This window comes from Pseudomonas sp. ERMR1:02, from assembly GCF_002277815.1.
Lineage (GTDB): Bacteria > Pseudomonadota > Gammaproteobacteria > Pseudomonadales > Pseudomonadaceae > Aquipseudomonas.
The window spans coordinates 1-25202 of sequence record NZ_NKJI01000009.1; the positions used below are offsets into that span (position 1 = coordinate 1).

A 25202-nucleotide genomic window follows, 5' to 3' on the forward strand; every position below is an offset into this window, starting at 1 on the left:
AAGAACTGTGCGGCATTGTGCGCCAATGAACGAGCGTCTTGAGCGGCATGCCGCTCATCCCTTGCGGTTGAGCGGCCCGTTGATCGAAGCGGCGCTGGGCTCTGTGGTGATCGGCGAAGTGTGTGAAGTGCGTCGGCATTGGCGCTCGCCGCAGGTGGCGGCCAGGGCGCAGGTCATTGGCTTCAAGCCCGGCGCCGTCCTGCTCACTTTGCTCGGCGATGCCAAGGGCTTGTCCAGGGAGTCGATGATCGTTCCCACGGGCTCGACACTGCTACTGACCTGCAGTGACGCCCTGCTCGGCAGCGTGGTCGATCCCCAGGGCACGATCGTCGAGCGCCTGGCGCCGTCAACAGGGGTTGCGCAACAGGAGTATCCCGTGGATGCCGACCCGCCGTCGTACCAACAGCGGCGCCCGGTGGCGCAACCGTTGCGCACGGGTATTCGAGTCATCGATGGCTTGTTGACTTGCGGTGTCGGTCAGCGCATCGGCATTTTTGCCGCTGCCGGTTCCGGTAAAACCACGATGATCAACATGCTGATCAACCACACGGACGCGGATGTTTTTGTCATCGGTCTGATCGGCGAGCGCGGGCGTGAAGTGACCGAATTCATCGAGCATCTGCGCCAGTCTGAAAAACGCTCCCGTTGCGTGGTGGTGTATGCCACTTCTGATTTTTCGTCGGTGGATCGCTGCAACTCGGCCCTCCAGGCCACGGCCATCGCCGAGTATTTTCGCGACCAGGGCCGGTGTGTGGTGTTGTTGCTGGATTCGTTGACACGCTACGCCCGGGCTCGTCGCGACCTGGCCCTGGCGGCTGGTGAAGCGCCGGCGCGGCGGGGCTATCCAGCCTCGGTGTTCGATGCCTTGCCACGCTTGCTGGAGCGACCTGGTGTGACTGCATCCGGGAGCATTACCGCCTTCTACACGGTCCTGCTGGAAAGTGACGATGAGCCAGACCCGATCGCCGAGGAAATCCGCTCCATTCTCGACGGCCACTTCTACCTCAGCCGTGCCCTTGCGGCCAAGGGGCACTACCCGGCGATTGATGTATTGCGCAGCGTCAGTCGCGTGGCGACGCAAGTCACCACGCCACAGGTACAACAACTGGCAGCGTCGACCCGGGAAACACTGACGCGTCTTGAGCAACTGCAGATTTTTCTCGATATGGGCGAGTACACCCAGGGTGCCGACGCCGCCAACGACCACGCGATGCAGCGTCGAGAAGCGCTCACCCAGTGGCTGCGTCAGCCCACACAAGAATGTTGCGAACCGGAAGAAGCGTTGCGGACTCTGCATGAACTCATTACCTGATCGGCGGCGCCTATTGGCGTTCGGCCAGTTCCGTCGGCAGCGCGGCGAGCAGGCCGTACTGCGCACGCAACAGCAATTGCAGGCGCTGATAACGGAACGGGCCGATTTCGATGGGCAAGAGGCTGCGCTGCGAAGCCTGTTGGACAGCCATCGCGCGAACGACTGTGTGCTGGATCACGGGCAGTTGTTGGCGCTGTTGCGCAGGCAGGCGGTGATCCGTCGACAGATCGATCTGCTGCGTGTCGAGCGTGATCGCGTAGACCAGCAGTGCCGGCAGGTTGAGCAATTGTTGCTGGAACAGCGCGAGCAATTACGTTTTGTGCAGCGTAAACACGACAAGTACGAGCGGTCTGTCCAGCAGCTGTTGCGTGTGCAACGGCTTGAGCATGTGCGCCGGGAAGAAAGAGAGATAGAAGAGATGAGCGGAGTTCGGCGATGAAGCACGTGTCTGTAATTTCACCTGGGCCGGTTCAAACCACGGACCCCGGCACCGAGGGTTCCGTTGATGAGCTGCAAGACACGCTCGTACCGGTGCAAGAGGATGAGCTGCCGCAAGGTGTGCTGGAGCTGATGGCGACCTTGATCTTGCGTCATCAACCGGCGGTGGAAACCGGCCGTGCGGTGGCTTGGCAATCGATGGCCAGTGATCAGGGGACGGCGGATGTTGAGCGTGACGAGGCACAGCCGACGGCTTCGGTGAGGGTGTCTTTTGCACAAGCGGGCCCGCTATTCAGTAAGCCGTTGCACCACCCGTTGTCACAACAAATGGCGCTCGCCGCTCCCGCCATCGACCGGGTTACAACACCCGCGTATTTGAACCCGCACCCTGCGCTTGCGGTTGAACCGGCGCTGATCGAGCGTCCATCGAACACGGTCGAACCGCTGCCGGTGGATCGTGCCGCCAATACCAGTGTTGCGTCGGCCCCCACCTTTGACGCGCAATTGCCCCAAGCTTTAACGAGCCTTCAAACCGTGCGCCATGCGCCGCCGATTACGCGATCTGCTGCTCCTGCTCCTGCTCCTGCTCCTGCGATAGCGACGCTGCAACCGCTGCCTGTGCCCGACGTAATGCCCGAAACCCTGACGGGCCCGGATCGCGGCTTGCTGCAGGTGCCGTTCAATAATGGTGCTGCCAGCGGGCAAGTGACGATTAGTCGAGGGGCTGATGAGTCCCCTCGGAATCTGCTGCTCAGCCCGAGTAATGCCTTAGTCTTCGATCAACTCAAGACGCCATTTGAACTGATTCGCGACCCCGGCTGGCAACTGACCGATAACGATGGTGAACAGCAGCGCCAAGGCTCACATCAGTCGCCAGACGAAGAGCAAGCCGAACAACAGGATCTTCCGGCATGAGCGTGCTGAAGTTGCGCCGTGTCGACGCTCAAGCGCATGCCCGCGCGCAGGTCGTTCGCCACTGGCAGCGCGCCGGTTATTGCGCAGGTTTGGGGCGGCCGACTCGGCAACCCGGCTATTTGCGTTTCTGTGGACGAGGCGACGCCGGGGATTGGCAGGGCTGATCATGGCCCGCGACTGGCTGTATCACTCGCTCCCGCCGTTGCAGTCATTGCTGACGGTCGAGTGCTCGCTGGCGAGTATCGCCGGTTTGTTTCAGGCCGTGCCGCGACCGTTGCTACTGGAGGTGGGGGCGTTGCGTTATCGGGAGCTGTCCGACATCGAATGTATCGCCCTGGCGCAACTTCCAACCCACGATTTGCCGTGGCTCGACACCCCTGGGGGGCGCGTGTGGTTAACGCAATTACCGACACGCGTCGCCTGCGACCCTTGGAATTTGGCTCATGGCTAAGTGATCTACCGCTGCGCCTGGAGCTGATGCTGGGCATCAGTCATCTGAGATCCGCGAGTCGGATACGACTGAAAGAGGGCGATGTCCTGCGGATCATCCAGCGCACTCAACAATGTTGGCTGGCGGATCGATGCCTCGGCGTTTTCACGTTTACTGAAGAGGGATTACACATGCAAACGAGCGTGGCCGATGCCAATCAAGAGAGCGGGCCGGATGTTGATCTTGGCTCTCTACCGGTGCGTCTGGAGTTCGTGCTGGCTACCCACGAAATCGACCTCGCCACGCTGTCGCAGATCATCGAGGGGCAACTGATTCCGCTGGCTGGCGATGCCGCGCGACACATCGAGGTGCGTGCCAATGGCAAGCCTGTTGCCCGTGGGGAGCTGGTGCAGCTGGACGAACAGTTGGGTGTGGAGTTGCTTGAGGTTTATCGGAACATTTTATCGGAACATCGGCGATGAACGACGTCTCGCTGATCGCGCTGCTGGCGTTCGCGTCCTTGCTGCCGTTTCTGGTGGCAGCCGGCACCTGCTATATCAAGTTTTCCATCGTCTTTGTCATCGTGCGCAATGCATTGGGGTTGCAGCAGGTGCCGTCGAACATGGCCCTTAACGCGATTGCCTTGATGCTGGCGATTTTCGTCATGACCCCGGTGATGAAGCAGGGTTACGGCTATTACAAGGCAGAAGCGGTGGCCTTCACCGATATCGAGTCGGTGGTGGAATTCGCCGAAAACGGTTTGGGTGGCTACAAGGACTATTTGCGCAAGTACACCGACCCGGAATTGGCGCTGTTCTTCGAGCGGGCCCAAGCGGTTCAGAGTGAAGACGAGGTCGGCGTGCCTGCCGATGAAGAACTCACGCCCTCGCTGTTTTCGCTGCTGCCGGCGTATGCGCTGAGTGAAATCAAAAGTGCCTTCAAGATCGGCTTCTACCTGTATTTGCCATTCGTGATCGTCGACCTGGTGATCTCCAGCATCCTGCTGGCGCTGGGCATGATGATGATGAGCCCGGTGATCATTTCGGTGCCGATCAAACTGGTGCTGTTTGTCGCACTCGATGGCTGGGCGCTGCTGTCGACCGGGCTGGTCAAGCAATACCTGACCTTGCTGGCATAGGACTGCGCTCATGAACGATCTGGTCTATGCCGGCAATAAAACCCTGTACCTGATTCTGTTGATGGTGGCCTGGCCGATCATCGTCGCCACGGTGGTCGGCCTGGTCGTCGGCTTGATTCAAACCGTAACCCAGTTGCAGGAGCAGACGCTGCCGTTCGGCTTCAAGCTGTTGGCGGTCGCCGCCTGCCTGTTTCTGCTCTCGGGTTGGTACGGCGAAACCCTGCTCGATTTCAGTCGTGAAGTCATGCGTCTGGCATTGGGTTAGGACGATGTCGGTGAGCCTGTTTTTCGATCTGCATGCTTTGTTTGCCGCCGCAATCCTGGGTGTTGCTCGTCTGGCGCCGATTTTTTTCATGCTGCCGTTTCTCAACAGCGGAGTGCTGACCGGCGCACCGCGCCAGGCGGTCATTGTGTTGGTGGCGCTGGGGTTTTGGGCCTATGTCGGTGTGCCGTTGCCTGCGCTCGATGGCTTGGCGTTCTTTGGTCTGCTACTGCGCGAGGCCGGTATCGGGGCACTGCTTGGGTGCCTGCTGTGCTGGCCGTTCTGGGTGCTGCATGCCATGGGCAACCTGATCGACAACCAGCGCGGGGCGATGCTCAGCAGCACCGTGGACCCGGCCAACGGCGTCGACACTTCGGAACTGGCGAACTTCCTCCAGTTGTTCGCCGCCGCGGTCTATCTCGAAGGCGGCGGCATGCTGCTGATGCTCGAAACCGTCGGCCACAGTTACCGTATCTGTGCGCCAGTGAACGGCTGCGAAATGCATCTGCCAGCAGTGTTGAGTCTGCTGGATGCGCTGGTGAGCAAGACGCTGGTGATCAGCGCGCCGGTGGTAGCCACGCTGTTGATCAGCGAGGCGTTGCTTGGCTTGCTTTCGCGATACGCCCCGCAGATGAATGCATTCTCGGTGTCGCTGACGGTCAAGAGCCTGGTGGCGCTGGTGGTGTTGATGCTGTATTTCGGCGTGCATCTGCCGGACGAGGTGCTGCGCATGGGGATGAAGTCCCAGGCGTTGGAGCACTATCTGGGTGGCGATGGGGAGGAGGGCGATGTCGTCCAGCGCTTCGAAAACTGAGAAACCCACGGCCAAGCGTCTGCGCGATGCATCACGCAAGGGGCAGACGTTCAAGGCCAAGGATCTGGTCGTCACTTGCCTGACCCTGTGCGGCATCACCTACATGGTGTTCAACAGTTCACTGATTGAAATCATGGAAGTCTATCGACGCATTATCGCCAGCGATTTTGACGCTGACTTGCAGAAGTACTCGGCAATGCTGGTAGTCGTGGGGCTCAAGGCGCTGCTGCCGTTGTTGCTGGTGTGTGTCTTGACCAGTGCATTGCCCGCGTTGCTGCAAAGCGGTTTTGCCCTGGCCAGCGAAGCCTTGAAGTTGAATCTGGGCGCACTGAACCCGATCAATGGTTTCAAGAAACTGTTCAGCCTGCGCACCGTCAAGGACACCTTCAAAGCGCTGTTGTACCTGGGCAGTTTCGCCATGGCGCTGTGGATCGTCTGGATTACGCAGCGGCAATTGCTGTTCGCCCAGCTGTTCGCCCAGGCACCGGATCTGTTTGCGATCTGGGGACACTTGCTGCTGGTGTTGGTGTTGGCGTTTCTTGGCTGCGTCCTGTTGATCGTCGTGCTCGATGCGCTCAGCGAATACTGGCTGTTCATGAAAGATCAAATGATGGACAAGGACTCGGTCAAGCGCGAACGCAAGGAGCAGGACGGCAACCCGCAAATCAAGGGGCGTCGTCGCGACCTGCATCGGGAGCTGTTGTCGGAGCAAGTCAGATCCGATGTGCGCAGCTCGCGGATGATCATTGCCAACCCGACCCACATCGCCATCGGCGTGTACTTCCGGCCGGAAATCACCGTGCTGCCGTTCATCTCGCTGATGGAAACCAACCAGCGGGCCCTGGCCGTGCGAGCCTATGCCAAGGAGGTCGGTGTGCCGGTGATCAACGACATCGCGCTGGCCCGGCGGATCTTCAAGACCCATCAGCGCTACAGCTTCCTTCAGGTGCAGGAAATCGAAGAAGTGTTGCGCCTGCTGATCTGGTTAGAGCAGGTCGAACAAGCCTAAACCCCTGTAGGAGCTGGCTCGCCAGCGATGGTCGTTAACGATTACGCGTATTTGTTGGTTAACCGTGTCGTTTTTGCGTCCTTCGCTGGCAAGCCAGCTCCTACAGGGAGGCTTTCTCCAGTTCAAGGGTTGGCATGAGCGCAATTTGGCAGCGTGCTCAGCAGTGCTTTGGCTCAATGCATACGTCAGCAGCGCTGACGTTTTTTCAGGAGTGTGGCTGATGAGTCGCAACAACAAACAAGATGAACAGGTCGCCCTGGAAGTCGTGGACGCTGTGCTCGCGGGCGCGGCGTTGAAGGATGTGCAGGGCATCAGCGATGAGCAGATGAATAGCCTGTATGCCTTCGCCTACCAGTTTTATGAGCAGGGTCGGCTGGACGATGCCGAGAAGTTTTTTCACTTCCTGTGCATCTACGACTTTTACAACAGCCATTACTGGATGGGGTTGGCGGCGGTGCACCAACTCAAACAGAACCATCAGAAAGCGATAGACCTCTACGCGATCGCCTTCGCTCAGGGCAAGAGCGACTGGCGCCCCATGTTCTACACCGGCCAGTGCCAACTTGCCTTGGGCAGGATCGGCAAGGCCAGGTTGTGTTTCGAGTATGTGCTTGAGCAAGCCACGGAAGATGACCTACGCAAGCAGGCCAGGGTGTATCTCGACACTTTGAGTCAAATTGAAAAGGACTGTTCGGAGAACGGAACATGAGTGAAATCAGAAGCACCTTCAATCCGGTATTTCAGGGGGCGTTGAGCCGAACTGAAGCCTTTGAAAAATACGGCAAGGCCGCCGCCCAGGCTGCCAGGACTGCGGATCATCAGAAGGCCGGCCAGGAAGCGTTGGCTCATCTGATGTCGGTGAATTTCGAAGGCCAGCACGGCCCCTCCACCGGTGACGCGGGAAGGCCAGTGCTGTATGCACCACCGCCGCGTGCTGACGGTAATAAACAGGAAACCAATGGTGATTTGTTCACGCTGTTGATGGCGATGATCAGCGAGCTTATCGGTGAGGTCGATGTCAACAAGCTGAAGAATCGTCTGGCGATGCTGCAAAGTATGGCCGGCGCCAAACAGCAGGGGCATGAAAAACTGGCTGCTGAATACGCAGCAGCTGTCGAAGCACTGGAAGCCGCTGAAGGCGCCATCGGCAGCAGTCAGGAACACCTCGATCAACTGCAAGAGCGAGTCCAGCATTGTCAGGGACTGCTGGATGCCAGCGAGGCGCGACTGGCTGGGCTGGATCCGGATTCCCCTGAGTATGCTCGCGAACTGGCGTTGCGCGATCAGCTTAAGGGCGAATTGGCGGGCCACACCCAGACCTTGCAAAAGGCGACCGACACTCACCTGAAACTGATCGAAACCGCCAATGCCAGTGCCAAAGTCCTGGCTGCCGTGGCCGTGAAAGTGCAGGAGGCCGGACTGGGTGGCTCCTCCATCAAGGAAAGCAACGAGAAGGCATTGAGCAGCAGCGCATTGGCGCTGCTTAATCGCTTGAAGATCATCGAGATGCTCGGTGAGGCGGCGCAGAACAAGGAAGAACTCAGTCAGGAGCTGTTCCAGGAGCTGCAGGCCAAGCTTCAAGAACACATGAAGCTTGAGTCGGAAAAGTATCTGGAAGAAGTCCGCAAAGCCGAGGCGTTGCAAAAAACCATGGGCTGCATCGGCGCAATCGTTGGCGCGATATTGACCGTCGCCACTATCGTTGCCGGCGTGCTGACCGCCAATCCGGTCCTCATCGCGGTGGGCGTGATTGGCGCGGCAATCATGATTTCCGATGCAGTGGTCAAGGAAGCGACGGGCACGTCGTTTATGGCTGAGGCCATGAAACCGCTGACCACGGTGATGCAAGAAGCCATCAAGCTGTTCACTGACCTCTATACCCGGTTGCTAATTGCCGTAGGCGTCGATGAAGAAACCGCGAAAGACATCGCGCAGATCGCTGGAATGATTCAGGGGATTGCCTCAACCATCGCTGCTGTGGCCCTGGTGGCTGTTGTCGGTGTTCAAGTGATCGGGCCGGTGATCAGCGCCGTTGCTTCGAAACTGGCGGCGGTCATCGCACAGGCCGCGCCGGTGGCGGTGCAGGCACTCAAGCAAATGGCATCATCGTTCAGCAACATGTTTACCCTGATTCTGACGCAGTTGCGCAGCTTTCTCACCCATGGCGCCGACCCTGTGACCCTCGCCCGTTACGCCGCCAACCTTGAGATCGCGCAGGTCGCCACCGAGTTCGGCAACGTGGCGGTGCAGGGCGGATTGCAGATCAGAAGCGGTGCGCACCAGGCCCAGGCTGCCGTGCATTTGGCTGACGTACGGGTGCGCATGGCGATCAGTGAAGAAATCACCTCCTACCTCACGCGGTTGGTCGAGGACTACGGCCAGGCGATGCAGGACAGGACCAGACAGATCGAGCAGGTGTTTGCCGATATGCAGCGCAGCCATAACGTCAGCCTGCAAATCGTTCGGCATGTTTGAACGCATAGATAAGAGGAATTTTTGATGACCGAAATCACACGTGTGATGAGTTCGCGCCCAATGACCAGCCCGCAGGAAGCAATTCCTGCCGATAAAAAACTCGATGTATTGAAGGGTTTTACAGGGAATATCGCGCAGATCGACAAACAGATCCTCAAGACCGCTGATATCCGAGTTCCATCGGCAATAGAGTTCGAACGCGCCATTGAAGCCTATCAGCCTGACGAAAACGGCGGCCAAGCGCTATTGGCGACCTCCATGACACTCAGCGACGAAGTACGCGACCTGGTGTTCGATCCGGGCGCCTGGGAGAAACACGCGAATGTATTGGTGGTCGCGATCATTGCGCTGAACCTCGCGCGGGTTGCGAATGCTGCAGTGCGTGGGCATTTCAGCGTCTTGGCCGCCGACGCTGCCAAGTCCCAGGGCGCGGCCATTGTCGAGTCGGGCAAGGCTGCCCTCAACAGCGCCATAACTGCGGCCGTGGTCTCTGGCGCCATCGCGGGTTTTGCCATGTTCAAGACCTTTCAGGGGCAGGGGCTCAAGCATGCGGACATCAGCTTGCACAAGCGCGACTCCCTGGACGCCAACAACATCGGAAACGACCTCAAACATGATCGCGGCCGTGATGACTGGAACCCGCAAACCACCTACAAGATTAAAACTTTCGATGATTTCGGTCGCTCGACTTCAGTCGATTTCAAGCCATCGGGATCAACGCTGACAGCCAAGGAACAGGCGTGGTTTGACGGAGAAATCCTCAAAGCGCAGAAGGTCGCGCAGACCTCGGACTGGCTGAGCCAGATGGGTACCAAGGGCATTGAAAAGAAACTCGAAATCGGTCGCGCGCTCAACGCCATGTCGATGAGCATGAGTCAGGTCGTGTCCAGCATGGTGCGCATATCCGAGCACGCCGCGCGGGAACAGGAGGTATTGCAGCAGAGTGCGCAGAGCACGCAGAAGAGTTTGAGCGATGAAGTCGGCCAGAGAGACTCGGCAGAGGCGGCGTTGTTGCAGAAGTTGATGGAAATGGTGATGCAGCTTTTCCAGTCCCGTGCTGACGTCATTCGCGCCATCAGTGCTTAACAGGGGAAAATATGAGAATTCCCGATTCCGGTCTCCCAACCATCAGATCATTGGTTGATTTCAGCGTCGTCACTGATGCACCGCCGCCCCCTGAGATGCCGGCTGAAGTACATGCCACTTTTTCCCTGACGCAGTTGCTCGATCGCTCGGTTAAAACACTGAATCGAAATTTCGAGAATATGCTGAGGTGTTCGTCGTCTATCCAGAAAACCGTAGAGGCAGGCATAGCTGATGGCGGGGTACAAAGCTTCATTGCGGAGTTTGCTGAACAGTTGCAGGCCAAGCGCAACCGCTCTCAAATGTGGACTCAGCAGCTGCGAGTGTGCGGCGGGGTAATCACTCATTGCACTGAAACCTTGCCTCTGGAGCAGCGTCAGCAAATTGAAAAAGAGCTGCAGCGCATCTTGTGCGATTTGCGGGACGAGTTTCTGTCGGACGAGAACACGGAAGAATTCGATGTCGGCGTGAAATCATCCAATGACTTCTTCGACAAACTGCTCGAACTCATCGACCTGATCAAGAAGGGCTACCTGGCCGGTTACGAGCACATCATCGCCGCCTACTCGGACTTCTTCAAAGACTTCAACACAGATATAACCGCGATGTTGAAGGACTGGATTGAAGGGGCGAACGACGGCAAAGAGGTCACTCTGAACACCGGCGCATTGCGGGATGCGCTGGATAAACTGCTGGAAAATACAGCCACCCCAACCCGGCCTCTGTGCTGTTCCCGAAACCCGGTAGCGGTGGTGTGAGCGAGGAAGAGGCAAAGAAGTGGCAAGAAGCACTTGGCCTACCTCCCGGTTGCGTCAAGAAAAATGCCGATGGCACCTATTGCGTAGTCATCGATACAGGTCCGTTGTTGACCATGAAGAACAGCCTTCCGGCGGGTGATACCGTGACATGGGACACCGCGAGATTCCAGGCCTGGCAAACCGGCTTCAACGCCCAGGAAGAGCGCATGAAAAACATGCTGCAGTCCTTCACGCAGAAGTATTCGAATGCCAACTCTTATCATGACAATTTCAATAAAACGCTTTCATCGCATCTGAATCAATTTGCCGACATGTTGAAGGCTATGTTGAATTTCTGAGTTTCAGGATTCAGGGGTGGTAGTTAAGCGTAATAGGGTTTGCAGAAACTAATCGTCGAGCGGGGTGTGAAGTTGTACTGCGCACTAAGAGTGTCGCTTGGTCTTTTTTTTTTTTTGGTGGTGCGGAATTTGTGATCTGTTAGATGGACTGGCTAAATGTTTTGTGCGGAAGGTGCAGGGCCTTAAAGGTAAGTTAATTTTTCAATTGTAATTTTAAAGCTGGCTGGAGAAAGTTATGGGGCCGCGATTGAGCTCTGATTTATCTATAAATGCAGCATATTATAGAGGTGTTGAAAGTCCATCTTTAGAAAAAAATGGGGAGAGGGTACGATCGTCTCTCGTTACCGCAAATAACTCCAGTGATGTATTGCAGCGAAAGTTGGATGGTCTTGGTGTAGATGCTTCATTAGTAAAATTGGAGTATGCACTTGATAGGCGATCCCCTGTTGTTTTTTCACATAAGGCTCTTGATGGAGAGTCTAAGCTGGAATCCGGGTTGTTTGTTTCTGACCAAAACTCCGGAGATCGTTATGGTGAGTTTCGGTTTTATTCGGGTGTAGGTGCAAAAAAATATCAATCTCCAGAATGTAATGTACTGGCCTTTAATAAGGCTAGTCTGGAAATGTTAAAGAATACTTATCATGATGTTGTAGGCGTAACGCAGTTTTACGGGATCTTCTTGATATGGTTCCGTGTAAAGATTTGTCGGGTTTTGATCTTGCTAAAGAACGGTTTTCGTATTTTCTCCCATTAACGCTAGTTCTAACGGGTTTTTGATTTTTCCAAATTTGCCTTATGTGGACTTCAAGGAATATTCAGAGGAGCCTACGTTTTTAAAGGACAGGATGTCCGGTATCACGTTAGGAGCGTGGGCAATTCACCCGAATCAAAATATGTCTTTTATTAATGGGCTGGATGGGAACTGTGATTTGCATTTTGATGAACAGCGGAAAGAAAATTTTGCCGACAGAAACCGCTCTTTATATGAGATAGAGTCAGGGACTGGTGTCAAATATCTTTCGTCTATTCTTGATTTTGACGTGGGAGATATCCCCATGTTGGAAAAATTGAGGGAGGATGTGTTTGAAAATCTGTTCAGCGTGTATGGCGTTGATCGTGACGTTGATAAGGTAAAGCTTTTTTTTCATTTTCCAGTAGCCGAAAAGACAGCAACTTTACATCTTCATGTATGGGTGAATAAAGCCGATCACCCGCTTAACAATGCAAGATCTTTTGGTCTTGATGAGATTATTGATTGCCTAAAAGGGAATGGGGTTATTGATATGATTCTAAGTAGAAATGGTGGGCGGTATTTTATTCCTGTAACAGATACCATTGGATCCATTGCCGGAATACCAAATTTTGGTGCTGTGAGTAATCCGTTTATATTTGATTTGTAATGCTCACTTATGGTGCTTGTGTCGATTTTTTTGCGGAAGTAGATTGATTATTTTATGTCTCAAATACAAATATTTTTGCAGAAAAATGTTATTTCTGAAAGGTTTAGAGTCTACGGCGATTTGCGAATAGATGGATATATTGAGCGTGGAACTTGAAATTGATCGTCAGGTAATATGTGTGTTGGCTGCCACTTTGTTTGTTGGTCGTCGGCAAGTTGAGGTTGAGTCGCGATTGGTGGAGGATTTATATATGGATTCCATAAGTATGGTTGAAGTCGTGATGGCACTGAACGAGATGTTCGGTATTGAGTTGTCTGAATCAGGGGTGGAGGAGTGGAAGACGGTGAAAGATATTTGTATTTTGGTGAGGGAGATGAGTTTGATGAGGTGATTAACGGTAGTCGGTTTTAATGATGGCGGTAAGTACACGCCAGCGAATATACCTACAACTTTTACCGAAATTCTCTTGATTTGACGGGTCCGGTCCTACGGATTAGTCCGACTCAACTTCCTATAGTCACGCACCGTGTCATCTTGAGCCTGACCAGCCACAGGCTCATTTGCGCTTCAGTACCTTTCTATAGAGAAGTCTCCAATTATGGACAGTGCAACTGATCAAACGCCGGTCAAGTCATTCGTTTTTGACCACTGGCAATTGCAAAGCGATGGAACGCTGATGCGAGATGGACAAGGAGTTCACGTCCCCCCCAAAGAGTTGAACGTACTGCGCCTGCTACTGAAGTCAGCGGGTACGGTCGTCAACAAGGATCATTTGCTGGATCTGGTATGGCCCGAGATGGATGCCGCCGAGGAGTCGTTGACCCGCTGTATTTACGCACTGCGCAAGCTGCTCAAGGACAACAAGGATTTCATTGCGACCGTGTACGGCCAGGGTTATCGATTCACCTGTCCGGTTGTTGAGCTAGATGAGCCGGGGCAGGCGCAGGCCTCGGCGCCTTCGCTGGCCGTTCTGCCTTTTCGCAATCTGGACCAGTCGGCGGCGCTGGATCTGCAGGATGTGATGATTCGTCAGTTGACCACCGCGTTCGGCGGTGCGCTGCACGTCATTCCCTCAGGATTAATGGCCTCATGCAAACAACCGGTTGATGTGCAGTCGCTGGTTGGGCAATTGTCCGTGGACTACTGCCTGAGTGGGCGGCTTACCGATACGAGTGCGCAACACCAATGGTCGATCGAGTTGATCCGGGGCAGTGATCACGCGCTGTTGCATGGGCAGACGCTGGACGCCCGTGACCTAGGGGAAGCACTTGGAGCGTTGACTTGTGTAGTTGCGCAGCGCGTTCCCAGGTTGCGTCCTGTCGGTGATTCCTGTGGCTCATATCCGGCCGCGGTGGCCTATCTCAATGGTTTGTGCAGCGTGCATCAGCACACCCCGCAAAGCCTGCGCGATGCCTTGGTGCAATTTCGACAATGCCTTAAGCAAGATGCTGGATATGCGCCCGCCTGGTGCGGCTTGGCGGATGCGTGGCTGGGGCAGGCGATGATCGGCCTGTGCTATCAGGGGCGTGCGATTGAAGAGGCGCAGGCGGCGATAACCAATGCATTGATGCTCGACCCTTCGAGTTCTCTGGCATTGACTCGCCTGGCCCTGCTCACCAGCCTGCGCGGTTGCGAGCAGGCGGCCCAGGTGCTTTTCAAACGCTGTTTGTTGACTGCCGATCAGGCTGACGTTCACTACTTCCATGCGTGGCATCACTGGTTCTGGCGGCGCAATGAGCAGGCGGCGCAGAGTATCGACAATTGTCTGGTGCATGACCCCGATTGCGTCCGGGCGCAGGTCTTGCGCGTACGTATCGCCCTGGCGCAAAGCCCCGCAGAAACACTGCTCATGGCTCGTCGATCCTTGCAGCAAGATGGTGCGCGCAGCCCTCTGCTGGTTATTTTGCACGCTGTGGTGTTGGCGTATTTCGGCCAGTACGCGGCAGCCTGGTACGAACTCGATCTGGCTGGGCTGGTTGAAAGCGCCGTCGGTGAGCAGGGGCTGGCGGCCTGGAACGTGCTGTTCGGGGCCAATCCACTCACTGCCCGCAACCAGTATGCAAACTGGTTGCGCTTGGTGGAGCCTTCGGCGATAGGCGTAACAGCGTCACCGTTGCAGGGCGGATCAGTAGTCGCACCCCTTTGGCAATCCTTGCAGCGTGCGACAGATGTTCGGTATCAAGCACCGACGCTGGATTTCCCATCACACAAGCGCCCTGCGCTGGATGAAGGGCGGCGTCTGGCATGACGCAGCGCAGGATCAAGTGGCTAATCCTGCTTGCGTGTTTCGGCGCGGGTCAGGCGCATGCCTACTGCTGGAGTCGGGCGGGGGAGAAGCATGCAATCGAACCTGAACTGCTTCAGGCAATTGCCGATGTCGAGTCAGGGCAATTGGCGGATGCAATCAATTACAACAAGGATGGTACGCGTGATATCGGGCTGATGCAGATCAACAGCAGTCATCTGCTCCGATTGAAAACCCAGGGCATTTCCGAGCAGCGTTTGCTGGCTGATCCTTGCCTGTCGGTCGAAGTCGGTGCTTCGGTGCTTGCCGGTTTTATCGCCCGTTACGGTTACAACTGGACGGCGGTGGGCGCCTATAACGCGGGCAATTCACCCCACCGGCAAGCCGCGCGTCTTCGCTATGCGCGCAAGGTCTGGCAGCGCTATCAAGCAATCGCCCTGGCGCGATAGTGACGGCGCCAGGCTGGCTGAAGATTCTGATCGTCTACCGGTCGCAATCGGCAGAATTCGATCAGGAATCTCGCAGCCAGCCTTTCTAACATGCCCGCTCATTTCACAGCTCTGGAGCTTTAACGGTGACAGTTCTGACGGCCCTCACCCAGCAGCCCTGCGTTCTGCGGATCCTCAACGGTCCGCTGCAAGGCTGCGAATTCACCCTCGGCGAAACCACGACCTTGTTCGTGGTAGCGGCTGTGGGTTTGCTGGGGGAGGGGGCCCTGACTGCCAGCGTCCCGGCGGATGCCATCTTCATTCCATTGGAGCAGGGTGGATGCAATTTTGAGGTGCTGGTCGATCAAGCCTCACCTGATGGTCTGTCGTTACGGTTGCTCAACGAGTCAGCCGAATTACGCCACTGTGCCTTTCAGACCAGGGTGCAGATCGGCGGCCTGCAAATCGCCTTGCGTCCTGAAGGCCAATCCTGGGTGCCTGAACTTCTGCAACAGCAACACGGCAACTCATCCGATGTACCCGCTTTTGAGTGGTGGCGTGGACCTTTGACTCGATGGGTCGCTGGCGGTCTGGCGCTGGCTGGGCTTGTCGTCGCGGTTGGCTTTTGGTCGTCGGTGCCGGAGCCAGCACCCGAATCCGATATCCGCGCATTGATCGCCGGCGCCAGTGCACAGGTCGAGGTGCTGCGCGGCCGTGACGATTCGGTTTATGTTTTTGTGAATTCCGAACGCGATGCCGGCTGGAGTCGGCAAGTGCTGGTGCGCCACAACAACCTGAGCGGCAAAGTGCTGGTGATGGAACAGGAACGTCGTCGGCTGGAGCAACTGCTGATCGAGCATGATCCGCAATTGGCCTGGCATTCGCTTGATCTCAAGGACCCGTCGATACCGCGCCTGCTGCTGAGCGTCCAGCGCAATCTGCTGACTCCCAGAAGCAGAAAAGACTGATCGATGTGTTGCTGGCGGCAGCTCCCTATGCCCGGGAAGTCACGGTGCAGATGCAGGATGACCACTTACTCGCCGATCTGGCGCAGGAAGGTTTGCAACGCCTTTCACTGACCTACAACCGGGTCGAGCACGGGGACAGTGTCTCGTTTGCCCTTGCCGGCAACTTGCAGGACTCCGAACTGTCCGCCGCTCGCCAGTACTTCGACGGGTTTTACCGGCAGTGGGGGGATCGCTACGTGCATTTCACTGTCGAGCTCATGGACGACGTGCTCAGGGGTAAATCGTTTCAAACCGGCCGGCAGGGCTACATCAAGATGACTTCGTCGTCTTGGCATTTTCCAACACAACGATAGAAGGTGATTCATGTCAGGCGATATTGGAATTCCAGCGTTTCCTAACCCTTACGCTGATGATTTCCTCGGGCGTCAAGCCGAGGCATTCGAAAACGGTGCCCAAAAACTCAAGGACGCGCTGGATAATGCTCTGACCGAACTTAAGAAAGATGCGTCGGACCCCGCGTTGCTCGCCGCTTACCAAACTGCATTTTCGTCCTATACGGTGTTCCGAAACGCCCAGACCAACACGATCAAGGGCTTCAAGGATATCGATATGGCGATCATCCAGGCCGCTCGCTAAGTCTTCCTCTTTGACCGGCCATTGCTGCGTGACGATGGCCATTTTCATGAGTGCATCGCATGTCTATTCAAAATATTGCCGGTTCGTTAATCCAGCGCACAGCCTTCACGCAATTACGCGGCCCGCAGGAAGGGCCGATCGTTTCCCTGGAGTCACGGTTGATAGAAGCGTTTGGCGGTTCTGCGGTCAGCAGCGAGCGGGATGTTTCCGCGATCAATCAGCTGATGCAAAGCCCCGACATCACCAGCCCTGAAGTATTGGCGCAATTGCAGGAGCTGACCGGGCAATACAACGTGGATATCAACTTGCTCAACACGCTGGTCCGCAAAGCGGTGGGCACGGCCGAAACCCTGTTGCGCTCGTCATGAAACCAGTCGTGTTGTTGATGCTGTTGTGCCTGATGTTGGCGGGGTGTCGCCAATCGAATCTGCTCGAAGGGCTGGACCAGCAACAGGCCAATGAAGTGCTCTCGGTGCTGCAACGCAACAACATCGCGGCGGTTAAAATCGACGCTGGCAAATCCGGCTATGCGGTGAAAGTCGACCAGGTCGATTTTTCCGCAGCGGTTGATTTGCTCAACCTCTATTCGTTGCCTTCGCGACCACGCCTGCAAGTGGCTGAGATGTTTCCTGCGGACTCGCTGGTGGCTCGCCACGCGCTGAAAAAGCCCGGCTTTATTCGGCGCTGGAGCAGCGCATCGAGCAGTCGCTGGGTGTGCTCGAAGGTGTGGTTCTGCGCGGGTACATGTCAGTTACGACCTGGACGCCGGCGAAGGTGGGCGCAAGTCAGCGCCCATTCATCTCTCGGCCGTTGCGGTGCATGAGCGCGACATCGAACCGCAGTTACTGATCACCGACATCAAGCGATTTCTCAAGAACAGTTTTGCGGCTGTCGAGTACGAGAACATTTCGGTCATTCTGTCCAAGCGCTCACCGACACAGCATGTCGCACCATCCGTGGCGGCAACGCAGGGGCAATCGCACTGGGGATGGTTGGTGGCCCTGGTGAGCGGATTACTGTTGGTCAGCGGCACAGCCTGGCCTACCGCCAATCAAGCGCAGGGCGGCGTGATGGCACACGCTGAATGTCTGCAGGCAATTCTCGCCGAGCCTCTGAGTTATTTGCACCCGCAGCGCCTGCCTGTACCGGTGGGATTCGATGGGCCAGAGGCAAGAAACCTGCTCAACCGGATATTGCTTGAAGGACTCGAATTGCAAGGGCCGTGGCCTTCGGTGCCGCTGACCGTCGTGGCGACTCAATGGATTCGCCATTGGCGACAATTGCCCTATATCGCAAGGCTGATGGGTGCTTATCGCTTGATGCCCGATCTGGCGCGAGGCGCGGCATTGCTTAGTCTGCCATTGCCGGTTCGACGGTTCGCAGGTCTCGGCCAGGGAGCCGGAAGCGGCCCGCCGATCGAGCGCTGGCCTGTCTCCCTGGAACAGGTCGAAGCCGCTGGCCTCAATGCGTTATGGAGCTGGCACGAGCAGATACCGCCCATGTGCTGCAACGCCTGGTCTTGCAGTTTTCCGAGCCGGTTGTTCGCTTGCACAAGCAATGGCCGGTCACAGAACCCGATACAGCTCTTTTCTTTTTGGCGGTGCAGCATGCTCGACTCTATCCGAACCCTGACTGAAGTCCCTGAGTCGAGCGATGCGCATCTGTCTGGCGAAGACATTGCTGCCGCGCGTCGACGTCGCACCTTGCAGCATCAGGCGCAACGCTGGGCCCGTGATTGTGTCGAGCAGGCCCGGCATGACGCCGAGGCGATTCATGCCCAGGCCTTTCAGGAAGGCTATGCCGAGGGCATCTTGCGCGCGACGGGGCATCTGGCTGACGGCTTGCTGGCGTCGCAGGCGCTGGGGCTGCAATTGCGCAAGGATCTTGCGCAGGCTACTGGCGAGTTGCTCTCACACGCCTTGAGTCGTTCCGAATGGCTGGACGCCATGCTGGAGCGGTGGCTGGCGGAGCAAGCGCGCGACTCCGGCGCGGTGTTGCAAGTGCTATTGCCGGTGCACTTTCGGTCGCAAGGCAATGAACTGCGCGAGCGATTGCACAGGCTGTGGTCTGGCGAGATGGTCCTCGAGTATCACTTGCAGGAGCGCTACGTGGTGCGGCTCGCAGATCAACTGCTCGAATTCGATGTTGAAGCCGCCCGGCAACGACTGGAGCCGCGGTTGTTGGCGTGCGTCGCAAACCTTCCGGAGGCGGTTCGTTGCCTGGATCAGACCTCGATGCAGGCGCTTGCGCAGCTGTGTTCGAGCTTCACCGGGCGCACTTCTGATATCACTCAAACGTCCCAAGCGAGCTTCGCCATGAAGATTGAATCCCGTTCCAGCACGCTTGAACGCGATGGGACTTCGTCGGTCGAGACGCTGGAGTCGCGCTTGCTCGCCGCCAGCCAAGAGCTGCCTGACAGTAAGCGCCCGGACATTGAGTTCGAGCACTTGTATCAATCGCTGTTGGCCATGGAAGGGCGGGGAGAGAAGGTCATTTACGAGTATCTGCGCTCATTGCGCAGTGCGGATGGAAAATCACCTGCGTACCCCACTGCCAAGGCATTGATGGCAGTCACGCTACAGGTTCTGGTTCGGTTGAAAGACGAGAAGTTGAAAGACTCGCTGCTCTATAAGGAAGTCAGCGGCGCCAACGGCCTGGCGTTTGGCGTGGACCTTTTCGTCAAGAGCTACATGCGCGAGGTGTTCCAGCCAATGGAGGACGATGCGTGGGAGAGGAGTGAGTGGTGAGGCGTTTGCAACAGGACAACATCCTTAATTAATTAAAGAGACATAGCGATGGTTCAATCGATTGCTGGATCGCCAGTACGAGTCGCTGGCTCCAATAACGACTCGGCAGTAAGCACTTCGATGCCGATCAGAGAACCGCTTGATCCATCAGCATTGATTGAGTCGCCTCACATTCAAGTAAGTGAGCTGGGGACGAGCAGGCAAATCTCAGCAGGCGTGGAACGGCTAGACCGGGCAGTTACGAGTCAGTTAGAGCAAATTAAAAGTCAAATAGGTGAGACGGACCAGAGAGTGCTAGAGGAGGTACGCACCTTCGTTGGAAATGGGCAATTTCCCAAGTATTCCGTAATTGAAGAACTGTATGTTCAGGTAGGTGCATTGAATGCCGCAGATACCGAGCAAACCCGTGAAAGCCGAATGCAGACCATGCTTCAAGCAGGCATGGAGTGGCTTGAAGCTGCCAAAGGCCCTGCACTCAATCTGCTCAATGTCACCGGGCGCACGGGACTGATTGTTGCTCTGACTGAGGTGCTGCGCCAGGCCGCTGGTTATCACATCGAGCAAGCCTTGCGTGAAGGCGACTCCAGTGAGGCATCTCGTGCATGGGCAGTCGTGGCGATAACACTTATTGGACCGGCGTTAACCTTGATAGGGGCCATTCGAAATGAGTGTAACGGGACAGCGAGCCCAGCCTCGCGCCTGGGACGTGTCGGCATGGCGGTTGTAACATTGGGAGTACTTATAGCGGCGCATTTCAATGGCGCGATCAACAAGTTGCTACCGGCCGTAAGCGGCGGGTTGATTTACACACTGGTCAGAGGTTTGTTCAACGCCTTCATCCCACTACTGGATAATGCGGGATCTGCCAACGTGCGGACCACCGGGTTATCGGCCGGTGCCTATGGCGCAGCTCAGTTTTTACTGGCGGAGTTGGGTCAACTGGCACCGCTGAGTGGCCCCGCGAGGGCTGCGGCGGGACTCGGTTACAGTCTTGGGGCAGATGCAATCAAAGGGTTGTTGAATGGCTTTGGCATGGCCTTGGATGACGTCATCTCCATTCTTGCCAAGAGTTGGCATGTGTTGTCTCCTTCACCGGGGCAGGACTCGGTTTTTTTTGACCCTGAGTCTCAAAGGCAAATGGAGCTGAAGGTGCTTGCCGGTGTACAAAAGCCTACTCGGTCGCAATGGGCGGACGCGCTACTCAATATTGGGGCAATGCGACTCTCCATGGGCCATGCCATCACTTTGATGATGAGTGCGGTAACGTGGTTGCTCGTTGATTCCGAGGCCGCCGAAGACGATCAAGCGCATTACTTGATTGGCAGCACCGCGCTTATGGCGACTTTTCTCTACCCGTTTCTGGTCTTCGGCTGTACCAAATACGGCGGTAACAGTTATGAGTTCAAGGAGACCGAAGTCCCTTGAGCCAAGGCAAAGAGGTCGCCTGTCTACACTAACCCCGGCTATAATCGCCGCCACTTTTCGCCGCCTTGAGTCAAACCCGCCCATGTACACCCTGGCCCGTCAGCTGTTGTTCAAACTTTCCCCGGAAACCTCCCACGATCTGTCCCTGGACCTGATCGGCGCGGGTGGGCGTCTGGGGCTCAACGGCTTGCTGTGTAAGGCCCCGGCAAAGATGCCGGTGAATGTCATGGGCCTGGACTTCCCGAACCCGGTGGGTCTGGCGGCCGGTCTGGACAAGAACGGCGCGGCCATCGATGGTTTCGCGCAATTGGGTTTCGGTTTTGTCGAAATCGGCACCATCACCCCGCGCCCGCAGCCGGGCAACCCCAAGCCACGGCTGTTCCGTCTGCCGGAAGCCGAGGCGATCATCAACCGCATGGGTTTCAACAACCTGGGTGTCGATCACCTGCTGGCACGCGTGGCGGCCGCCAAGTACAAGGGCGTGCTGGGTATCAACATCGGCAAGAACTTCGATACCCCGGTCGAGCGTGCAGTCGACGATTACCTGATTTGCCTGGACAAGGTCTACGCCCATGCCAGCTACGTGACGGTCAACGTCAGCTCGCCGAATACCCCGGGCCTGCGCAGCCTGCAATTCGGTGACTCGCTCAAGCAGTTGCTGGCCGACCTGGCCACGCGCCGCGCGGAACTGGCGCTGCGTCATGGCAGACACGTACCGCTGGCGATCAAGATCGCCCGGACATGACCGATGAAGAGACCGCGCAGGTCGCCCAAGCGTTGATCGAAACCGGCATGGACGCGGTCATCGCCACCAACACCACCCTGAGCCGCGTGGGCGTCGAAGGCATGGAGCATGGTCACGAGGCCGGCGGTTTGTCGGGCGCACCGGTTCGCGACAAGAGCACCCACACCGTGAAAGTGCTGGCGGCGGAGCTGGGCGGTCGCCTGCCGATCATCGCGGCGGGCGGTATCACCGAAGGCAAGCACGCGGCCGAGAAAATCACCGCGGGTGCGAGCCTGGTGCAGATCTATTCGGGCTTCATCTATAAAGGCCCGGCGCTCATCCGCGAATCCGTCGACGCCATCGCAGCTCTGAGATAAAGCGCACCTCCCTGTAGGAGCGAGCATGCTCGCGATGTACCTGAGAACACCGCGGGGTGTCAGGCACCCAGTGTCATCGTTCACGACCATCGCGAGCGTGCTCGCTCCTACAGGATTCAAGAAGACCAAATAGCAGGCATAAAAAAGGGCTCCTTAAAAGGAGCCCCTGGGCCGGAGCCCGCCGTCCGGATGGGACGTGCGTGGTTAATTCGTTACGAGTCAGATTGTCGTGTCGGAGTGTGTGCCCTGTGTGTTAGCCGACGGCGTGAAGTTCGTTGAGTCTATGGATTCCCGCAGTGCCGGTCATACCGTCCCAGTTGTCGCCGCGTCCTTCTCGCCAGCCGTTGATCCAGGCTTGGCGTACCGACGGTAGAGTAAATGGGCAAAGCTCACGGGATTTGCCACCAACGCCATATTGATATCCGCGCAAAAATGCTTTTTCCAACGGATCACGCTTAAGTCTTCTCATAGGGTGTAGCCCTCACTTGTTGACTGTTTTTATCGCGTCGACCTCAATCGAGGTCTGGCAGAAAACTCTGCCGTTGGGGGCTCGCTGCCGGCGTGGCGAGCCAAGGTGTTGACGTCCGTTGTGGCGCCAACCTGTATTGAGTTCTAACCAATGCGTCACATCGAGGGAATGATCGTTTTGTCATAAGGACGTAACCGTTAATGTGCTATGGCCATAAGTAACATGATGTTCGTCGCGTTTTTATTGGTCAAAGCCCTGTATGATCGGCCCCCCGCAGGATGTCGGGGTTAATCCTTTGGTGAGAATGTCTCGCGTTGCAGTGCGGCATTATTCGACGAAGGGTCGACTTATGACATTTTGTTGCATCAACTTTTTTATCTGTCCTTGCATCTAAGCTCATTTAACCCGAGCAGCAGGGTGGAACGGCACACCTTCGTGCCACGCGGGCGCTCTTCGAGAAAGCGCCTGATTGAAAACCGGGCCGGCAATGCGTTGCCGGTCCACTCAGCCAAAGGCAAAGAAATCCTCATGTCCGATCGTTTCGAACTCTTCCTCACCTGCCCAAAAGGCCTTGAAGGCCTGCTCATCGAGGAAGCCGTCGGGCTTGGCCTTGAGGAAGCACGTGAGCACACTTCTGCCGTGCGCGGCATGGCTACCATGGAAACCGCCTATCGCCTGTGCCTGTGGTCGCGTCTGGCCAACCGGGTGCTGCTGGTGCTCAAGCGTTTCCCGATGAAAGACGCCGAAGATCTTTATCACGGTGTGCTGGACATCGACTGGCAAGACCACATGCTTAATGACGGCACCCTGGCCGTCGAGTTCAGCGGTCACGGCTCGGGTATCGACAACACCCACTTCGGCGCCCTGAAGGTCAAGGACGCCATCGTCGACAAACTGCGCACCCCGCAGGGCGACCGTCCGTCCATCGACAAACTCAACCCGGACCTGCGCATCCACCTGCGTCTGGACCGTGGCGAAGCCATTCTTTCCCTTGACCTCTCCGGCCACAGCCTGCACCAGCGCGGCTATCGCCTGCAGCAGGGCGCGGCACCGCTGAAGGAAAACCTTGCGGCGGCGATCCTGATCCGTTCCGGCTGGCCACGTATCGCGGCCGAAGGCGGCGCGCTGGCGGACCCGATGTGCGGTGTCGGTACATTCCTCGTCGAAGCGGCGATGATCGCTGCCGATATCGCGCCGAACCTGCGCCGCGAGCAGTGGGGCTTCACCGCCTGGCTGGGTCACGTCCCGGCGTTGTGGAAAAAACTTCATGAAGAAGCTAGCGAGCGTGCAGCTGCCGGCCTGGCCAAACCAGCGCTGTGGATTCGCGGCTACGAAGCCGATCCGCGCCTGATTCAACCGGGCCGCAACAACGTCGAGCGTGCCGGCCTGAGCGAGTGGATCAAAATCTATCAGGGCGAAGTTGCGACATTCGAGCCGCGTCCCGACCAGAACCAGAAAGGCCTGGTGATCTGCAACCCTCCATACGGCGAGCGTCTGGGCGACGAGGCGAGCCTGCTCTACCTCTACCAGAACCTTGGCGAACGTCTGCGTCAGGCCTGCCTGAACTGGGAAGCGGCGGTGTTCACCGGCGCGCCGGACCTGGGCAAGCGCATGGGCATCCGCAGCCACAAACAGTATTCGTTCTGGAACGGCGCCTTGCCGTGCAAGCTGCTGCTGATCAAGGTATTGCCGGATCAGTTCGTGACGGGCGAGCGTCGCACCCCGGAGCAACGTCAAGCCGAGCGTGAACAGGCGGCCTACGATCAAGCCCCTAGCGAGCCGCAAGAGCGCCAGTACAACAAGAACGGCAATCCGATCAAACCGGCTCCGGCGCCCGCGCCGGTGGTCGAACAGCCACGCCTGAGCGAAGGCGGGCAGATGTTTGCCAACCGCCTGCAAAAGAACCTCAAGGCCCTGGGCAAGTGGGTCAAGCGTGAAGGCATCGATTGCTACCGCGTCTACGATGCCGACATGCCGGAATACTCCATGGCCATCGACCTGTATCAAGATTGGGTCCACGTCCAGGAATACGCCGCCCCTAAATCAATCGACCCGGAAAAAGCCTCGGCGCGCATGTTTGATGCCCTGGCGGCGATTCCGCAGGCGTTGAACATCGACAAGAGCCGCGTGGTGGTCAAGCGTCGCGAGCGCCAGAGCGGCACCAAGCAGTACGAGCGCCAGGCTGCGCAGGGCAAGTTCGTCGAGGTCAATGAAGGCGGCGTGAAGCTGCTGGTCAACCTCACCGATTATCTCGACACCGGCCTGTTCCTCGACCACCGACCGATGCGCCTGCGCATTCAGAAAGAGGCGGCCGGCAAACGCTTCCTCAATCTGTATTGCTACACCGCCACCGCCAGTGTGCACGCGGCCAAGGGCGGTGCGCGCAGCACCACCAGCGTCGACTTGTCGAAAACCTACCTGGATTGGGCGCGTCGCAACCTGTCGTTGAATGGCTTCTCCGACAAGAACCGTCTGGAGCAGGGCGATGTAATGGCCTGGCTCGAAGCCAGTCGTGAAGAGTACGACCTGATCTTCATCGACCCGCCGACCTTCTCCAACTCCAAGCGCATGGAAGGCATCTTCGACGTGCAGCGTGACCAGGTGCAATTGATCGACCTGGCCATGGCACGGCTGGCAAGCGGCGGTGTTTTGTACTTCTCCAATAACTTCCGCAAGTTCGAGCTGGAGCCAAACCTCAGCCAGCGCTATGCCGTCGAGGAGATCACCGCTCAGACCATTGATCCGGATTTTGCCCGTAATGCCAAGATCCACCGCGCCTGGAAAATCACGGCACGTTGATGGTTGACCCCC

General features: G+C 57.1%; 24 protein-coding genes and 4 pseudogenes. 27 read left to right on the forward strand and 1 reads right to left on the reverse strand.

Going from position 1 to position 25202, the window contains the following annotated elements; all coding sequences use genetic code 11:
- Positions 1-25: 25 nt before the first annotated feature.
- The 26 genes and pseudogenes from sctN (at position 26) to CES87_RS17335 (ending at position 21922) form a co-directional block, all read left to right on the forward strand.
- Positions 26-1312 (forward strand): type III secretion system ATPase SctN, encoded by a 1287-nt coding sequence (sctN, locus tag CES87_RS17210; RefSeq protein ID WP_128607084.1) that lies wholly within the window; start codon positions 26-28, stop codon positions 1310-1312.
- Entirely contained in the window at positions 1296-1751 is a 456-nt protein-coding gene (locus tag CES87_RS17215; protein WP_128607085.1) for a type III secretion protein, read from the forward strand. Before sctN ends, CES87_RS17215 begins: the two co-directional genes overlap by 17 nt.
- The gene (locus CES87_RS17220) at positions 1748-2665 is read left to right on the forward strand and encodes an invasion protein (RefSeq protein WP_128607086.1); all 918 of its coding nucleotides are present in this window, start codon (positions 1748-1750) and stop codon (positions 2663-2665) included. Before CES87_RS17215 ends, CES87_RS17220 begins: the two co-directional genes overlap by 4 nt.
- Positions 2662-2829 carry a hypothetical protein gene (locus CES87_RS34335; protein ID WP_322784186.1) on the forward strand — a complete coding sequence of 56 codons (168 nt, stop codon included), beginning with the start codon at positions 2662-2664 and terminating at the stop codon, positions 2827-2829. The genes CES87_RS17220 and CES87_RS34335 overlap by 4 nt, the downstream gene beginning before the upstream one ends.
- 2 nt (positions 2830-2831) lie before the next feature.
- A complete protein-coding gene (locus tag CES87_RS34340) occupies positions 2832-3116 on the forward strand; it encodes a hypothetical protein (RefSeq protein ID WP_322784187.1) in 285 nt (94 codons plus the stop codon).
- 170 nt (positions 3117-3286) lie between these two features.
- Positions 3287-3577, forward strand: coding sequence for a FliM/FliN family flagellar motor switch protein (locus tag CES87_RS34345; protein WP_322784188.1), 291 nt, complete (start codon positions 3287-3289; stop codon positions 3575-3577).
- A complete protein-coding gene (locus CES87_RS17230) occupies positions 3574-4233 on the forward strand; it encodes an EscR/YscR/HrcR family type III secretion system export apparatus protein (RefSeq protein ID WP_128607087.1) in 660 nt (219 codons plus the stop codon). The genes CES87_RS34345 and CES87_RS17230 overlap by 4 nt, the downstream gene beginning before the upstream one ends.
- Before the next feature lie 10 nt (positions 4234-4243).
- Entirely contained in the window at positions 4244-4498 is a 255-nt protein-coding gene (locus CES87_RS17235; RefSeq protein ID WP_128607088.1) for an EscS/YscS/HrcS family type III secretion system export apparatus protein, read from the forward strand.
- Between the two features lie 4 nt (positions 4499-4502).
- On the forward strand, positions 4503-5309 hold the full coding sequence (sctT, locus tag CES87_RS17240) for a type III secretion system export apparatus subunit SctT (RefSeq protein ID WP_128607089.1): 807 nt from the start codon (positions 4503-4505) through the stop codon (positions 5307-5309).
- Positions 5284-6318: an EscU/YscU/HrcU family type III secretion system export apparatus switch protein gene (locus CES87_RS17245; protein WP_128607090.1), complete on the forward strand. Its 1035-nt coding sequence runs from the start codon at positions 5284-5286 to the stop codon at positions 6316-6318. The genes sctT and CES87_RS17245 overlap by 26 nt, the downstream gene beginning before the upstream one ends.
- A 220-nt stretch (positions 6319-6538) precedes the next feature.
- A complete protein-coding gene (gene sicA, locus CES87_RS17250; RefSeq protein WP_128607091.1) occupies positions 6539-7027 on the forward strand; it encodes a type III secretion system translocator chaperone SicA in 489 nt (162 codons plus the stop codon).
- Positions 7024-8793, forward strand: coding sequence for a type III secretion system translocon subunit SctE (gene sctE / locus CES87_RS17255; protein WP_128607092.1), 1770 nt, complete (start codon positions 7024-7026; stop codon positions 8791-8793). Before sicA ends, sctE begins: the two co-directional genes overlap by 4 nt.
- Positions 8794-8817: 24 nt before the next feature.
- Positions 8818-9879 carry a cell invasion protein gene (locus tag CES87_RS17260; protein ID WP_128607093.1) on the forward strand — a complete coding sequence of 354 codons (1062 nt, stop codon included), beginning with the start codon at positions 8818-8820 and terminating at the stop codon, positions 9877-9879.
- 299 nt (positions 9880-10178) lie between these two features.
- A pseudogene (locus tag CES87_RS17265) lies at positions 10179-10972 on the forward strand (IpaD/SipD/SspD family type III secretion system needle tip protein).
- Between the two features lie 247 nt (positions 10973-11219).
- On the forward strand, positions 11220-11726 hold the full coding sequence (locus CES87_RS17270) for a hypothetical protein (RefSeq protein WP_128607094.1): 507 nt from the start codon (positions 11220-11222) through the stop codon (positions 11724-11726).
- Between the two features lie 91 nt (positions 11727-11817).
- Positions 11818-12372: a hypothetical protein gene (locus CES87_RS17275; protein ID WP_128607095.1), complete on the forward strand. Its 555-nt coding sequence runs from the start codon at positions 11818-11820 to the stop codon at positions 12370-12372.
- A 145-nt stretch (positions 12373-12517) separates the two neighbouring features.
- On the forward strand, positions 12518-12763 hold the full coding sequence (locus tag CES87_RS17280; RefSeq protein ID WP_322784189.1) for a phosphopantetheine-binding protein: 246 nt from the start codon (positions 12518-12520) through the stop codon (positions 12761-12763).
- A gap of 207 nt (positions 12764-12970) precedes the next feature.
- Positions 12971-14620 (forward strand): winged helix-turn-helix domain-containing protein, encoded by a 1650-nt coding sequence (locus CES87_RS17285; protein WP_128607097.1) that lies wholly within the window; start codon positions 12971-12973, stop codon positions 14618-14620.
- Positions 14617-15066, forward strand: a complete 450-nt coding sequence (locus CES87_RS17290) for a transglycosylase SLT domain-containing protein (RefSeq protein WP_128607098.1) — start codon at positions 14617-14619, stop codon at positions 15064-15066. Before CES87_RS17285 ends, CES87_RS17290 begins: the two co-directional genes overlap by 4 nt.
- 125 nt (positions 15067-15191) lie before the next feature.
- Positions 15192-16366, forward strand: a pseudogene (locus CES87_RS17295) (PrgH/EprH family type III secretion apparatus protein).
- 10 nt (positions 16367-16376) lie between these two features.
- Entirely contained in the window at positions 16377-16649 is a 273-nt protein-coding gene (gene sctF / locus CES87_RS17300) for a type III secretion system needle filament subunit SctF (protein WP_128607099.1), read from the forward strand.
- 59 nt (positions 16650-16708) lie between these two features.
- The gene (gene sctI / locus CES87_RS17305; RefSeq protein WP_128607100.1) at positions 16709-17017 is read left to right on the forward strand and encodes a type III secretion system inner rod subunit SctI; all 309 of its coding nucleotides are present in this window, start codon (positions 16709-16711) and stop codon (positions 17015-17017) included.
- A pseudogene (locus CES87_RS17310) lies at positions 17014-17733 on the forward strand (EscJ/YscJ/HrcJ family type III secretion inner membrane ring protein). The gene sctI and the pseudogene CES87_RS17310 overlap by 4 nt, the downstream one beginning before the upstream one ends.
- Positions 17720-19396 (forward strand): hypothetical protein, encoded by a 1677-nt coding sequence (locus tag CES87_RS33205; RefSeq protein ID WP_256590959.1) that lies wholly within the window; start codon positions 17720-17722, stop codon positions 19394-19396. The pseudogene CES87_RS17310 and the gene CES87_RS33205 overlap by 14 nt, the downstream one beginning before the upstream one ends.
- Before the next feature lie 48 nt (positions 19397-19444).
- A complete protein-coding gene (locus tag CES87_RS17330) occupies positions 19445-20821 on the forward strand; it encodes a hypothetical protein (protein WP_256590954.1) in 1377 nt (458 codons plus the stop codon).
- An 82-nt stretch (positions 20822-20903) separates the two neighbouring features.
- Positions 20904-21922: pseudogene (locus tag CES87_RS17335) on the forward strand (quinone-dependent dihydroorotate dehydrogenase).
- A 253-nt stretch (positions 21923-22175) separates the two neighbouring features.
- On the opposite strand, the gene rmf reads toward CES87_RS17335, so the two are convergent.
- Positions 22176-22391 carry a ribosome modulation factor gene (rmf, locus tag CES87_RS17340; protein WP_128607102.1) on the reverse strand — a complete coding sequence of 72 codons (216 nt, stop codon included), beginning with the start codon at positions 22389-22391 and terminating at the stop codon, positions 22176-22178.
- Between the two features lie 528 nt (positions 22392-22919).
- Between rmf and rlmKL the strand changes: the two genes are divergently transcribed.
- Positions 22920-25190, forward strand: a complete 2271-nt coding sequence (gene rlmKL, locus CES87_RS17345) for a bifunctional 23S rRNA (guanine(2069)-N(7))-methyltransferase RlmK/23S rRNA (guanine(2445)-N(2))-methyltransferase RlmL (protein ID WP_128607103.1) — start codon at positions 22920-22922, stop codon at positions 25188-25190.
- Positions 25191-25202 lie beyond the last annotated feature (12 nt).